13 protein-coding genes are annotated in these 13275 nt (G+C 59.3%); 5 read left to right on the top strand and 8 right to left on the bottom strand.

All coding sequences use genetic code 11. The features are described from left to right. Positions 1 to 686 precede the first annotated feature (686 nt). From AC1DCM_RS26230 to AC1DCM_RS26215, 4 genes are all read left to right on the top strand, one after another. Positions 687 to 968, top strand: coding sequence for a hypothetical protein (locus AC1DCM_RS26230; RefSeq protein ID WP_477520286.1), 282 nt, complete (start codon positions 687 to 689; stop codon positions 966 to 968). Positions 969 to 1074: 106 nt separating this feature from the next. Further along, positions 1075 to 1266 carry a hypothetical protein gene (locus AC1DCM_RS26225; RefSeq protein WP_477520285.1) on the top strand — a complete coding sequence of 64 codons (192 nt, stop codon included), beginning with the start codon at positions 1075 to 1077 and terminating at the stop codon, positions 1264 to 1266. Positions 1267 to 1355: 89 nt separating this feature from the next. Further along, on the top strand, positions 1356 to 1550 hold the full coding sequence (locus AC1DCM_RS26220; protein WP_477520284.1) for a hypothetical protein: 195 nt from the start codon (positions 1356 to 1358) through the stop codon (positions 1548 to 1550). 47 nt (positions 1551 to 1597) lie between these two features. Continuing rightward, positions 1598 to 1888: a hypothetical protein gene (locus AC1DCM_RS26215; protein WP_477520283.1), complete on the top strand. Its 291-nt coding sequence runs from the start codon at positions 1598 to 1600 to the stop codon at positions 1886 to 1888. Positions 1889 to 2174: 286 nt separating this feature from the next. Here AC1DCM_RS26215 and AC1DCM_RS26210 read toward each other — a convergent pair whose 3' ends face one another. Then, positions 2175 to 2927 (bottom strand): SDR family NAD(P)-dependent oxidoreductase, encoded by a 753-nt coding sequence (locus AC1DCM_RS26210; protein WP_477520282.1) that lies wholly within the window; start codon positions 2925 to 2927, stop codon positions 2175 to 2177. A gap of 68 nt (positions 2928 to 2995) precedes the next feature. Continuing rightward, positions 2996 to 3958: an NAD-dependent epimerase/dehydratase family protein gene (locus AC1DCM_RS26205; RefSeq protein ID WP_477520281.1), complete on the bottom strand. Its 963-nt coding sequence runs from the start codon at positions 3956 to 3958 to the stop codon at positions 2996 to 2998. Positions 3959 to 5756: 1798 nt separating this feature from the next. Here AC1DCM_RS26205 and AC1DCM_RS26200 point away from each other — a divergent pair. After that, a complete protein-coding gene (locus AC1DCM_RS26200) occupies positions 5757 to 6791 on the top strand; it encodes a LacI family DNA-binding transcriptional regulator (protein ID WP_477520280.1) in 1035 nt (344 codons plus the stop codon). Positions 6792 to 7265: 474 nt separating this feature from the next. On the opposite strand, the gene AC1DCM_RS26195 is transcribed toward AC1DCM_RS26200, so the two are convergent. The 6 genes from AC1DCM_RS26195 to AC1DCM_RS26170 all read right to left on the bottom strand — a co-directional run. After that, entirely contained in the window at positions 7266 to 7394 is a 129-nt protein-coding gene (locus AC1DCM_RS26195) for a hypothetical protein (protein ID WP_442007031.1), read from the bottom strand. A 322-nt stretch (positions 7395 to 7716) separates the two neighbouring features. Next, entirely contained in the window at positions 7717 to 8784 is a 1068-nt protein-coding gene (locus tag AC1DCM_RS26190; protein ID WP_477520279.1) for a flavin reductase, read from the bottom strand. Positions 8785 to 8829: 45 nt separating this feature from the next. After that, positions 8830 to 10239 carry an alpha/beta hydrolase fold domain-containing protein gene (locus AC1DCM_RS26185; protein WP_477520278.1) on the bottom strand — a complete coding sequence of 470 codons (1410 nt, stop codon included), beginning with the start codon at positions 10237 to 10239 and terminating at the stop codon, positions 8830 to 8832. Further along, positions 10236 to 11456 (bottom strand): CaiB/BaiF CoA transferase family protein, encoded by a 1221-nt coding sequence (locus tag AC1DCM_RS26180; RefSeq protein WP_477520277.1) that lies wholly within the window; start codon positions 11454 to 11456, stop codon positions 10236 to 10238. Before AC1DCM_RS26180 ends, AC1DCM_RS26185 begins: the two co-directional genes overlap by 4 nt. Before the next feature lie 17 nt (positions 11457 to 11473). Further along, positions 11474 to 12283, bottom strand: coding sequence for an enoyl-CoA hydratase/isomerase family protein (locus tag AC1DCM_RS26175; RefSeq protein WP_477520276.1), 810 nt, complete (start codon positions 12281 to 12283; stop codon positions 11474 to 11476). Between the two features lie 107 nt (positions 12284 to 12390). After that, a partial coding sequence (locus AC1DCM_RS26170; protein ID WP_477520275.1) for an LLM class flavin-dependent oxidoreductase occupies positions 12391 to 13275 on the bottom strand: 885 nt, incomplete at its 5' end.

Below are 13275 nucleotides of genomic sequence, written 5' to 3'. Positions count from 1 at the left end.
ACCGAAGGCTCTCCTCCCAACTGCCCAGGACCTTGCCCTCCACATTGGCAAGCGTCACACTCCCACGCATATTGGTAGCGAACGTCGCCAACTTCAACCGATTCTCATCATTCAAAACCGGTGTTGACCACTTGTCCACACGAACATCCACCGCCTCCGAAGGCACGCTCAACATCTCTTCCGTCCTCGCTGACAAGACTCCACCTCGACTTAACTCATCGTGCGCAGCGCCCGAAACAACCCAGACAGCCACACAACCCAATATTTATGAATACGATACCATAGCAGCATTGAATACGATACGTGAACGAGGGGCCTCATAGAAGCCTGTGCGTAGCTGCAGTCGTTGCCTAGTAGGAAATCTCCGGGATGGCCTTCAATGGATTCGATTCCAACTTGTTTGCATCCGATTTCATAGTTGACTTCCCGAGTCCGCTCCAACCGTTCACCAAAGAGCCTGTTACCAGCACGATTGCTGACTATTTCAAAGAATCTGCTCTTAAGGTCAAGTGGCACCTCGTCGGCCGTGACGCTATTTACTCCGAGCACGTGGGCCTCCCGGCCGACCATGTAATGCTGCACCACGTCTTGGACCCGTAAATCGTACTGACCTCGGATGCCACCGCCACGGCGAGGTTCCGGTTCGAGAGCCACCACTGTTCCCGGCCGGGCCACCGGTGAAATATATGCACAATTTTGGCGCGTACCACGAGACGTACATCCGCAGGGAAGACGGTGATTGGTATATCAAGACCTTCAGCTGGATACCCGCCGATAAGCCGGATGTGAAGGTGAGCCCGATGCCGAAGATGGGCGTTGGTTCACCCTGGAACCGCTTCGAACTGACCGACGTAGGGATACCAGCGGAGTATGTCCGCGACCTGAGCGAACTCGTGAAGGCCGCCAACTCATCGACGTCACCGGCACAAGCAAAGTATCAACGCACCCCATCTCAGCAATGGTTCTAGGAATTGCTGAAGGAGTATGGGAAAAGACAGACGCATTCTTGCGTGAGCGCATGGTCCGAAACGAGCCACTTGCGTGGTGCCGGCTCTTCAGCACAAGCTCGTTCGCATGAAACAGAACATCGAAGCAGGACGAACGATGACTCTGCATGGCGGACGCGGCTACCAGCGCTCAGAAGGCATTGAGATCTATCTGCGTGACGCAGCCGGGCTCCTGATCGGGGAATGTACCCCAGACATGCACTACTCAACGGTCGCGAACCTCCTTCAGATGCCAAGCGCACTGCCCGGGTCACCCTAAGCCAGACCTCACTGCTTAGCAGTGGGAGTAACTCATCCGGGCTGTACAAAATCCAGGGAGAAGGACTGTCAGCGTCTACCCCGCTCACGATGAGCCTCGCCGATCAGCTGTTTGCCATCGAGCAGATCAAGCCAGTCCAGAACAAGTACGCTTCCGGTGCAGACCAGAAGAAATGGGATGACCTTGCTTCGGTAGTCGCACCCATCCGGCGTCCACGTCTCTTCGGCCAGGTACCGATCACACCCATGCTGAGCGTGTTCACCGCGTTTTTGGCCTTCCGGTGAGTGGCGATCAGCGCATTATTTGGCAAGTCGATTCTGGGACACCTCCCATGGCAAAACGCCCCCACATGCGCGGCGAGCCACACATCCAGGCCCATGTCCCTAAACCGGCAGAACACGCATGGCCTCACGACCGCCGCGGAATCGGGCATATTCTTTTCGGCCCAAACCTTGGTCCGGCCGTCCGGGAAGAGGCCCGCCAGCTCGCCATCCGACATCGCATCAAGGCGCAGCGGCGTAACGCGGCGCCCTTGATGGCCTTCTGCGCCGTTGACACGTCCTGGTGGGAGCAGCCAACCGCCTCAACGATCTGCCGATTGTCAGCGGTGGTCGAAAAGTGAGCCATTTCGCGGGCGGCGGTATTCAGCGGTCGTTGCACCGGTTCATGGTTGTAGCGCGGGTGAATTCATCCTATAGCCAGGTGCTCCATGGGACTCTGCCAACCCAACACTTCGCGTGGCCGATGGTTGAGTGCAGCGGCGACCCTGATGAGGTGTTCGGGGCTGTGGACGCCCAGATCTGCTCCTTTCGGGAACTATTGGGGAGTAGGCCATTCTGGTCTCGTTTGAGGCGTGCAGCGGAGGGCTCGGTGCGTCACAGAAGTACACCGGGATAAGTGACTGAGGGCTACTGAGGTGCCATACGGAGCGCTCCGTCCATGCGCACCGTTTCGCCGTTGATGTAGTCGTGCTCGGCGAGCATCATTACGAGTTGCGCAAACTCGTCGGGTCGCGCGAGCCGCTGGGGGAAGGGAACTCCCGCGGCGAGCCGCGCCCTGTAGTCGTCAGCCACGGTAGCCAGCATCGGGGTGTCTACTATGCCGGGGGCAATCGTGTTCACCCGGATTCCGGACCGTGCAAGGTCTCGAGCGGCCACGATTGTCATCGCGGCGACTCCACCCTTCGATGCTGAGTATGCGATCTGTCCAATTTGGCCTTCGAACGCCGCAACGGACGCGGTGTTGACGATGAGGCCGCGCTGGCCGTTTTCATCCGCAGATTTTTCGCACATTTTCTCGGCAGCGAGGCGCATCACGTTGAATGTGCCAACGAGGTTAATATCGATTGTTCGCTGAAACATCGCTAGATCGTGGGTGCCTTTAGATGACAGGATCCGTGCGGCCGGTCCGATCCCCGCGCAATTGACAGCAAGGCGAAGAACGCCATTTCCGACAGCATCGAGCGCCGCCCTCACCTCATCCTCGTTCGTAACGTCCGCGGCTACGTATGTCAGTCGATCCTTGCTAGGAGCCTGTTCGATAGAGGAAGGCAAATCAATGCCTACCACAGTGGCGCCTCTCGCGAGGAGAGCATTCACAGTTGCCGCGCCCAGTCCGGATGCAGCTCCCGTCACCAGCACGGTTGCGTCTTTTAGTTCCACGATTCTCCTTCGACTTAAATCATCAATCACATGTGTTGGGCATCTGCGACAGACTCCCGGTGCTCAGTTCACGTCAAGCTACGGGAGGTGTTCGATTCCTGTTCGCGGAATAGCGCAATCATCTCGGCCGCGCCGGCGCGGAAATCGGTCTGCGGTATCACGCCCAGATCGCGTTGAGCCGCACTGCCGTCGATGAGCGCCGTTTCCCAATCTCCGGAAGTGGATTCGTGGGAGATATGCGCACCAGGAACCAACTCTTGAAGTGTGTGAATCACATCATTCCAGGTGATCGTCTCCACTACCGGGGCGTTGTAGAGCGACAGCGGTGTGGAGGGACCGACCATGGCCGCCACAAAGGCGCGGGCCATGTCAGCGTTGTAGATCAGCTGGATCCGACTCGACAAATTTTTGGTCTGGTTCAATACGGCGGGACGGCCCAGTGCCACATCACGGATCATTGAGTTGAATCCCCCCATGCCGCCCGTGTAGCGGCCCATCCCGTATGCGAGAACAGGTCGGATACCTACTACATCCAGGCCGAAGAGATCCCGATAGGCGTCAGCGGTGATTTCAACAGTCCTCTTGCTGGCGGCGTACAGATGCATTGGTGACGTGGGTGAGTCCTCCGTTGCCAGCGAGTCTCCATACATCCTCTGCGGCCCCAAGACGGAGACCGTACTGGCATAGCAAACACGCTCCATGTCCAGGGCTACAGCTGTATCTAGGACATTTCCAGAACCAACAATATTCACGTGGATTGTTCGCATCGGATTCGCATTGGACTCAACCGCCAGGTATGCCGCCAGATGAAGCACTCGAGTGACATTCTCGCGTCGAGCGAGTTTCATCAAGAAGGAGAGATCAGTAATGTCACCCTCTACTACCACAACGTCGTCAATGACATCCGCGATATTGGCCCTGTTGACTTTGAAGTCCAGCGCGACCACCCGATGGCCTAGTCCTACAAGCTGTCGCACGACTTCCGCACCGATCTGCCCAGTGCCACCCGTGACGAGAATACTGTCCGTCAACTAAAGACTCCCTTGTTGTATGCAGGAACTGCCGCTCGGCAGCACCCGTCAATTCGGTGCTTCGTTCAACCTCTTAGTCCCGTCCAGCCAAGACCGGTTTGCCGCGCGTATGAACCGTCGCCTCGCCTGGATCCACTCGATACGTGCTTGATACTGCGATGGACTGTGTGTCATCCGCTCAATTTCGTAAAGAGCCGTTCACCATTGAGAGTTCTTATCGACGCGATTAGTAGCCTGACAGAGGCGCCGAACCATTGAGCGTCTGTGGGACGACCAACACGCTACCCTGTCTTGAATACGATGTCAATCACTCAGGAACCTGCACCCGTGGGTTTCTGAGACGGCGAACACCGAAGGCAACCGAGACTTTGAATACGATGTCAAAGCGCTAGTCGTTAGATGGTCTCGCATAATCAGGGCTGATCGAACACGAAAGTGTAGGTCGCATCCTGATTTGGCCAACCGTGACGAACGACGTCGTGATGTCGTGCGTGAGGTGGCCGGGGAAGTCGGGCACGAATCAGCCACAAACTTGACAGGTGCGAACATTGCGCGGAGTCGGAGGACCGGCTTTTCGATGGGCACGCAGATCGAAAAGCCGGTGATCAGTCTGAGGGACGTCACTAGTTCATTTTGCATGTCCACCTTGTATTTGGCCCCGGTGCGGCAAGATAGCAGCAGGAGCTGCCCTGGTCCCCTTGCCGGAGGTGCGGCACCGAGGCTGTTGTTTACTCCGGCGCAGAAGCTTGATCATTTGGACGCGTACGAGGCTGCCTGCGAACGCGATCAGGGCGGGACCTACCTGCGGGAGCAGGGCCCGTAATCATCTCTGATCCCAGAGTGGCCCCGACTGCGCGAGCAGGGGTCCTCAAGGGCAAGAAGCCCACCGAGAAAGTGCAAGCTTACCGCGCAGCAAGCCAAAATCGCCCGTACACGCGGGCGTGGGTGAGCGAACGCAAGCTGCCCCGGACTGAACCGCGTTGACAATCATGGAAAAAGCACGGCAGCTCTTGGAAGACATCTCCGAGGAGGAGGAGCAGCAGCCCTGGTTCAACAAGCGCTAGTAGGTACCTGCGTAACCCGACATTTGCCGGTATCGCTACCCGTGCAGCCCAGGCCTGACTGGAGTCGCGCGCCGCGGTGCCACCCGCCGTCAATCTGCCCCGGCTCCCGCACTCGCAAATACTTCGATCGCTACACGATCGATATCCCCTCCCGTATTTCGTCGGCATCCACGGCCTGCCGCAGATGGCCCATGCCGAACACAGGACGTCGACGACGTCCAAGACCGTAGCCGCGTTGCTGGCCGACATGGAAGTCACTCTCTCGCACTCAAGGCCGCGAGCCAGCATTGATAGCCCGTACGGGGGCGTAGTTCAAGACCCTCAGATACGCCCGGCCTTCCCGGAGCGGTTCTGCTCCCTCCGCGACGCCCGGGAATTCATAGCCGGCTTTGTGGACTGGTGAAGGGCCTGCGCACCGCCGCAGATGGCACTACGGCATCGCCTTCGGCAAGGCCGTAGAAAGGACGGAAAATATGACGCCCGCGCGGCGAAGGACGAGGACGCTAGCCAAAACGACGGTCCCAAACTCCTCGCCCGATGCCGGTGGACCAGCCGGCCCTCCGAAAACCAGAAGCGGAACAAGCAGCCTAACGCCCACCGAACGCAAATCCGTGACAAATATCGCCCCGGAGAGCAAGCCAGCAAGCCCTTTCTCGCGACGATTCTTGAATACGTACGCCATTAGACACCGAGGAACACTGTGTTGGGCAGGTTTCGACGCTAGTATCTGTGTTGTGACCATTACAAGTGAAAAAGCCATATTAACGAGCAGAGACATCGCGCGGCTGAGCGGCGTGTCGCAAAGTACAGTGTCGCGCGTCCTGAGCGGGCACCCGAATGTCTCGGCGAAGACCCGTGCCGCGGTCACGGAGGTCCTTAATCAAACTGGGTTTGTGCCTAACGCCTCTGCTCGAGCAATGCGTACCCAACGCTCAAGGTCGATCGGGGTCGTCGTGGCTACGCCGGTCAACTTGTACTCCCTGGAAGTGATGGGGCAGGTGCACGAACACGTGTCCAGTCACGGACTCCGTTTGAGTGTATGGCTGGCCAATGCTGACGGTAGCGCCCCGGATGCCTTGCAGGCGCTGCGTGAGCGGTCCGTCGACGGCCTGATCTACACCACAGCAGTCGATAACATGCCGGAGCTTGAGGCCGATATAGATGCCGGTGCACCGATCGTGCTCATGGGGCGCACGATCCGCGGCGTGGCAACGGACACGGTGGCCGGAGCGAACGTCCAAGGCGGCGGCCGGGTAGCTGACTACCTGATCCAGAATGGTCGTCGTAATATCGCGTGGGTAGGGGGTCGAGCGTTCAGCCCAGGGCGTGAAATCGAGCAAGGTTTCCGGAAGCGTCTAGCGAGCCTCGGCTCCCCCATAGACGAAAGTCGTGTCTTCTACGGAGACCTTTTCTACGCTTCCGGCGAGGAGGCAGTCGAGCACCTTTGGAATAGCAAGCGCAAACCCGACGCGATCTTCTGCGTCAATGATCTCGTCGCCTACGGCGTACTCGACGCCGCTCGCAAGGCTGGCATACGTGTTCCGGAGGACCTCTGGGTGATCGGGTACAACGACATCCCGATCTCGGGCTGGGCTGCGTACGACCTAACCACGGTATATCAGCCGATTACAGACATGGCGCGGATAAGCGTAGAGCTACTCCTGCAGCGGATTGAGGGAACACAAGGGCCTTCTCCACAGCGGCGACGGCTCGAGGGGAAGCTCATCGTTCGAGGCTCCACCGCCCACGTGCCAGCCGAGTCGCAGTAGATGTGAGGCGTGCGCGAGCAGCAGCCCTCGTCGACTGACCTACCGGAAGTCAGAGCGCTGTGGTGCACCGGTCGGGTCAATTACTCGTATCAATGCACAGCGGCGATACTCTCATGCAGTCTTGGCTAATGCGAACGTTCGCTAAATCGCTTGGAGCAGGCTCGGGAATGCGTGCGCGCCCAGACTGCTCAAGGCTGCCGTGACACGGTCCAAACCGGCGAACGTCGTCTGGGCCGAGACGCATCGCGTGGATCAACTCTTTTGCCGCTTGCGCAGACGGCATCGAAGCCTGTTTCTTCGACGAGCGACATGGCTGTTCCCGTTCGTCTTCGTAGACTACGGCAACGGGGATTGCAACGCGAGCGGAATGACCCCCTGGAGTTGCCTTGGAGGCAAACGAGCCAGTCGAGATGGCGTTCCCAGCCTTCGTTATCGGCTGGCTGAACTGGGTGCTGACCTAATCGTTCTCTCCACCTATCCGTCGTCCAGTGCCGCGATGTTGCCGTCGCGATGCGGGTAGTAGTTTGAAATGTCGATGATCACGGCACGTTCGGGAGCATGCTGGACGAGGATCTTGATGTCCAGTATGCGACCAAACGGCACCGATGTGATGCAGCACAAGCTGCTGCATCCGCAGAGCATGGAAGCCGAGTCGAGGTGAGGGGCCAACCATCTATTAGGGCGGACCCCTTACACATCGACGAAACCCCTCTGCCTGTACCGATACGAGACACTGGGTTCTCTTCCATTGGACGTCCACTGCGCTGCCTGCGTGGCGAATGCCGGACGGGTCCCGGTTCCAAAATTTCTAGCCGAAGCCGCAAGCGGCGCGGAACAGGAAACCGCACATGTGTCCTCAGCGGACAAGTAGTCCGGCACAAGAAACAACGGGACGGTTCGGGTCAAATACGCTTCGCTCGCTGCTCTATTGCGTCCGAGGAAGGTCCGAGGGCCGAACAACATTGAGGGCGAATGTTGTGAAGGCGTCTTCGACCTCTGAGCGTTCCAATCGACCTCCATCACGGAACCACCGAGCGATTGAGAACAACGAATCGCAAATGAACTGCTGCGCCATTCTTGCGTCGGCTTCATAGAACACGCCGCTGCTCGTGCCGCGCTGAATTACTGCTGTCCAGCGGTTGCGGAAGTCCTCTTCCAGTCCCTTCAGCCGCTTCGACGCCCCGAGAGTGAGACTTGCTCGTTCGCTCTGAAACATGATTGCTGCCGCTGCATAATCACGCAGACTGTCAAGGGATGCCCTTATGAGCGATTGCAGTTGCTGGTCTGCAGAACTGGAATCCTCAATCCGCTCGTCGAAGCGTTTCAGCAGAACCTCGAGAAACCCGACCAAYAACCGCTCAATGACCTGCTCACGAGTCTCGGCCCAGGCACGTGCCTCGAATGCGTTCAGGCCCAGCAATTCGGCCACCTCTTCGGCGAGTTTCGCCGAAGAGTCATCCGCTGCGGTTGCACCCGCACCATTCCCTGGCGACGGGTCCGGCAGATGCACCTGCCCAAAGCGACCACGCAGGAACGTCATTGGCAACTCGTCGGACTCAACGTTGAGGTCAATTACTCTGCCGACCACGATCTCGTGATCGCCCGAGTCGAAGACCTGCTCGATCTTGCAGTCGACCCATGCGGTGACGCCGCCCAAAATGGGGGATCCGGTCGGGGCCGGCCTCCAGTCAGCACCCTCGAACTTCTTCCCATCGCGGGCGGAGAACTGACGACTCAGTTCTCCTTGGCTGGCACCTAACACGTTCACGCAGAAATAGCCTGATGATTGGATCTTTGGCCAGCTGGTTGATGACTTGGCGGGCATGAACGACACCAAGGGCGGGTCGAGGCTCAGAGAGTTAAAGGTGCCCACAACCATGCCCACGGGCCCACTACCGGCCACGTCGGCGGTAACGATGGATACCCCGGTTGGATAGTGACCGAGGACGTTCCTAAAGAGATCTCCGGCGATTGCCGGCGCTTCGTTTCCCATGAGATACCTTTCGTCGTGAAGCGATTCGAATAACGCTTCGGAGGACTAACTAGTTGGCGATAACTGGCTAGATACTTGCGCCCTCACGAACGCACCGATCTCGTCCAGTGCCTGCTGCCCTTGGGGCAGGAACGATGAGAACAGAGGCCAGACGTGCACCATGTCGGCGTACTCTTTGTAGTCGACATGCACGCCTTCGCGGCGGAGCTTGGTGGTCAGGTTGCGCGAGTCGTCCCGAAGGACTTCCGCGCTTCCCACGAGCAATAGCGTAGGCGGCAGCCAACCAAGGTCCGCCAGCATGGGAAACGCTGCCGGAGCCTCCTCAGGTCCTCTACCGTCAAGGTAGAGTCCCGCGTTTCGACGGGTACCCGTTTGCGCGCAGATCGGATCGATGCTCGCAAGCTCTTCGTAGCTGGCATTCGTGACCGTTAAATCGACGAGTGACGACACCAGCACGACGCACGAGGGAACGGGCGTCCCCACGCGATGTAGTTCTACGAGTGAACTGAGCGCCAGTCCCCCACCCGCGGAGTCTCCTATCACGAAGCATGACTGCGGCCCGACCTCATCGATGGCGGCTGCAAGCACTCGTCGCGCATCCTCGACGGCTGCTGGGAAAGGGTGCTCCGGAGCGAGGCGGTACTCGACCACGAAGACCCGCGCGTCCGTCGCCCGGGACACCTCCGCGGCAAACGCACAGTACCCCTTCGCCGAACCCATGACGTACCCGCCTCCGTGCAGCATGACACCAGTCCGACGCTCTGAAGCGCCTGCCGCTTGAACCCAGTACCCGTCTACGCCGCCATAGGTCGCTGCGGTAATGGAGGCTTCATGTCGGATGGGTAGCTGAGCGAGGACCGATTCAAATCCCTCGCGCTGTTGTTCCAAGCTCCCTCCACGCTCAGCAAACCCCTCGCGGAACATCGCCACTACCCGATCGACCAGAACGGCGGTGTCGACTTCGGCAGGTTCTGCAACTTCCTGCGCGTGTTCTGGAGCATTCGAATACCAGTACACCGGCTCGGCGATGACCACGGGCTGATCGAGATCGTCAAGTGTTACGACAATCCTCAGCGTCACGCGTGTGCCGTCGCCCTTGTTGGTCGCGTCGAGCATCGAAGCGTGAAGGCGTAGCCGCGAATTGACCGGGATCGGCCGCGTGATTCGCACGCGTTCACTGCCGTAGATCAGCGCGAGGGTGACACCCTCCACCTTGTAAATCTTGTCCATCAAGCGCGGGATCATGGACAAGACCAGGTCGGCGTGCACGAGCGTTCCGCCGAACTTGCTATTTTTCGCTCTGACGGGATCGGTGTGTATCCAGTCGTCGCTGCCGGTCAAGGCAGCAAACTCATCAATCATTGCCTGCGTTATGACGGGTCCATCGGCGCTTCCGAGGTCATTGCCGACCTGCGATGCGAACTCGTCAATGCTGGCGAACACTCGAGGGCTCATACACTCTCCTTGCTCGGTGCGTAAATGACTTTTTGTTCCTGGAGCGCCTGAGCTTCTTCAGGAGCAAACCCGATTTCGTCCAGAAGTTCCAGCGTGTCTTCCCCGAGCCGCGGCGGGCGGTATGAGGCGACCCGATCCCACGTGCTGGAGCGGTACGGTGTAGACGGCAACCAATGCGGCTCGGTCATGTCGTTATCAACCCAGGCGAAATCTCCATAACCGCGCAGTTCAGCGTCACGAACGATTTCCAGATGGGAGCGCACAGGCCCAGCAATGATGCCCGCTTCACCGAGCAGCTTCGCCCACTCCGCCCGCCCCTTCTGGGCAAAGATCGGCGCGAGAACCCCCTTGAGTTCTTTCTTATTGGCGATTCGATCGGCATTGGTGACGAAGCGGGGGTCGTCATGGATCTCGGGAATCTCCAGGAGATCGCACAGCTTCCTCCACTGATCCGGATAGTAAGCGACTACCTGCAAATATCCGTCTGCGACGCGGAACATATCCGTCGGAGCACCCAGAGCACCAGCTGTGTTGCCCCCACGTTCAACCTCTTCGCCAAAGCGGGAGGCGATGGCGAACGCAGAGCTCTGCACGTAGGTCGACACCTCGAAGAGTGACACACGTAGGTGAGCACCCACGCCGGTAGACGTGCGCTGGAGTAGAGCAGCAAGGATAGCTTGGCCGATTGCAAGTCCGGTGGCTGCATCGACGACCTGGATGCCGACCTTATATGGCTCGCCTTCCTCAGGTCCCGTAATCGCCATCAACCCGGACTGTGCCTGCAATACCGCGTCAGTGCCTGGCAAGTTCCTTCCAGCACCGTCCGGGTTATACCCGGATAACGACGTGTATACAATGCGGGGGTTCAATGCCTTTACAGCCTCGTAGCCGAAGCCGAGCCGATCCATCACCCCGGGTCGGAAGTTCTGCAGGAGAACGTCACTCGTCGCGATAAGCCTTTTGACGATTTCGCGGCCCTCGGGGGTTCTGATATCTACCGCAAGCGCTCGCTTGCCGCGGTTATACGCGGCGAAGATAGCAGGAATCCCCACTTCAGGTCCCACATTGCGCCCCAGTTCACCCTCTGGCCGTTCGATCTTGATCACCTCGGCCCCGAGGTCTGCGAGCATCACACCCGCCGAGGGACCCGCGATTAGCTGCGTGAAGTCCAGCACGCGGTGTCCAGCGAGCGGACCATTAATCATTTCGTTAGGCATTTCTCTGGAGTACCCTTTCATCGACCTTGAAAAGACGGCATGTCGTTCTTCTGGATGAACGCGTTACGCGCGATCTCGTGATCCTTTGTTGACCAGGCGTCACGCTGGCTCTCTGCCTCAAGCTGTAGCGCCTCATAGATGTCGGACGACAGACTATCGTCGAGCATGCGCTTGGTGAGACCGAGCGCAACAGTCGGACCAGCGGCAAGTTGTGTGGCAAGTTCCATTGCACGTCCGAGGACGGCGTCCGGTGCGCAGAGCTCTGTGACGAGTCCCCACTGGCTGGCTTCCTCGGCCGTCAATCGTCCCTTGATGAATGCAAGTTCCTTGGCCCTCGCTGCGCCCACCAGGCGCGGCAGCGTGTAGGACACGGCGAAATCCGGTACAAGCCCAATACGGCTGAATGCCAAGACGAAATCCGCCCGTCTCGACACCACGCGAAAATCGCAAGCAAGAGCTAAACCAACCCCAGCTCCGGCCGCCACAGCATTGACCGCTGCAATCGTCGGTTTAGCCAGCCGCAGCAAAGGCAGAACGATGGTTTCGTGCAGTTGGCGCATCGCCTTGTTCGCGGCGTCGGGAGACTGCAGTTCATCCATGCCCTTGACATCGCCTCCGGCACAAAACGCCTTGCCGGTTCCCGTGATGACTACGCAGCGAACCTCGGGCTTGGAAGCCTCGATGAGGGCCTCGCTGAGTGCGAGCTTCATCTCAGTCGTCAGAGCATTGCGGTTGCCGTCCCGCACCATCTCGATCAGAAGCACAGAATTCTGTAGCGATAGTCGAACCTGCTCGTCCGTCCGGACTGCTGAGTCGCTTCTCGACATATGGTGTTCCTCTCCATTGAAGGCTGTTGTGGCTGCACCTGGAAAGGTGCAGTTCCGCCGGGGGTTCCGACCGTCGCCGCGGGTGGCGGGGGTCGGTGTGGTGCGGGTTAGCGGCGGAGGCCGGCTTGGACCATGAGGGGCAGGATGTCGTCTTCCATCTGCTGGAGTCCCTCGTCATAGTCGACCCAGGAGATGGCCACTCCGTCGAGTCCGGCGTTGGTCAGCTCCAGCAGGGATGCGACGACCTGCTCAGGGGTACCAACAATCGTCATTGCGCCACGGCCGGCAGCGAGCCGCTCGATGGTCTTGGCGTGCTCTTCCGGATCAACGTCGAAACTATCCGAGTTGGCGGAAACCCCCGCAAGCARCTTCTCGATCGCGGCAACATCAGCGTTGTCGCGGTGCACCCAGCGGAAGTACTGCTGAGCTTCCTGCTCGGTCGGCCGACACACGATGTGCACCCGCCCGAAAACCCGCACCTCGCGACCGTGGGAGGTCAGCGCTTGCTGCTTGATCTCGGCAATCTGACGCTGCGCGGTCGCCATGTCCTGCAAGGACGCGAAAATGAGGTCGCTGTGCGTGGCGGCGAACTCGCGGCCGGGACCGGACGTGCCCGCATTCATAATCACGGGGTAGGGGTCCTGCAACGGGTGCGGGTCCGAGAACGCATCAACAGCCTTGACGTACTCACCCTCAAAATCGAACCCAGCGTCCTCGGTCCACAACCGCTTCAACAGCGTCGTCCACTCATCAGCGTAGGCGTACCGGGCCTGGTGCTCCCGCTGGGTGAGGCCGAACATGGCGAACTCCTCCGGGAACCACCCCGCCACGACATTGATCCCGAACCGGCCCCCCGACACATGATCCGCCGTCACGGCCATCTTCGCCGCCATCACCGGATGGATAATCGGAACCTGCACCGTGGCAAACGCCTGGATCCGCTGAGTCCGCGCCAACAACGCCGTCGCCCACGTGAACGGCTCAAACTCAAA

Source organism: Paenarthrobacter sp. 10N417 (assembly GCF_056394745.1).
Note: the sequence above shows the minus strand (reverse complement) of the source record. Positions and strands in the feature narration are given on the sequence as shown.

Coding starts and splice junctions, on each gene's coding strand:
- AC1DCM_RS26230 (WP_477520286.1), top strand. CDS start 687: ATGCACAATTTTGGCGCGTACCACGAGACGTACATCCGCAGGGAAGAC.
- AC1DCM_RS26225 (WP_477520285.1), top strand. CDS start 1,075: ATGAAACAGAACATCGAAGCAGGACGAACGATGACTCTGCATGGCGGA.
- AC1DCM_RS26220 (WP_477520284.1), top strand. CDS start 1,356: ATGAGCCTCGCCGATCAGCTGTTTGCCATCGAGCAGATCAAGCCAGTC.
- AC1DCM_RS26215 (WP_477520283.1), top strand. CDS start 1,598: ATGGCAAAACGCCCCCACATGCGCGGCGAGCCACACATCCAGGCCCAT.
- AC1DCM_RS26185 (WP_477520278.1), bottom strand. CDS start 10,239: ATGAGCCCTCGAGTGTTCGCCAGCATTGACGAGTTCGCATCGCAGGTC.
- AC1DCM_RS26180 (WP_477520277.1), bottom strand. CDS start 11,456: ATGCCTAACGAAATGATTAATGGTCCGCTCGCTGGACACCGCGTGCTG.
- AC1DCM_RS26175 (WP_477520276.1), bottom strand. CDS start 12,283: ATGTCGAGAAGCGACTCAGCAGTCCGGACGGACGAGCAGGTTCGACTA.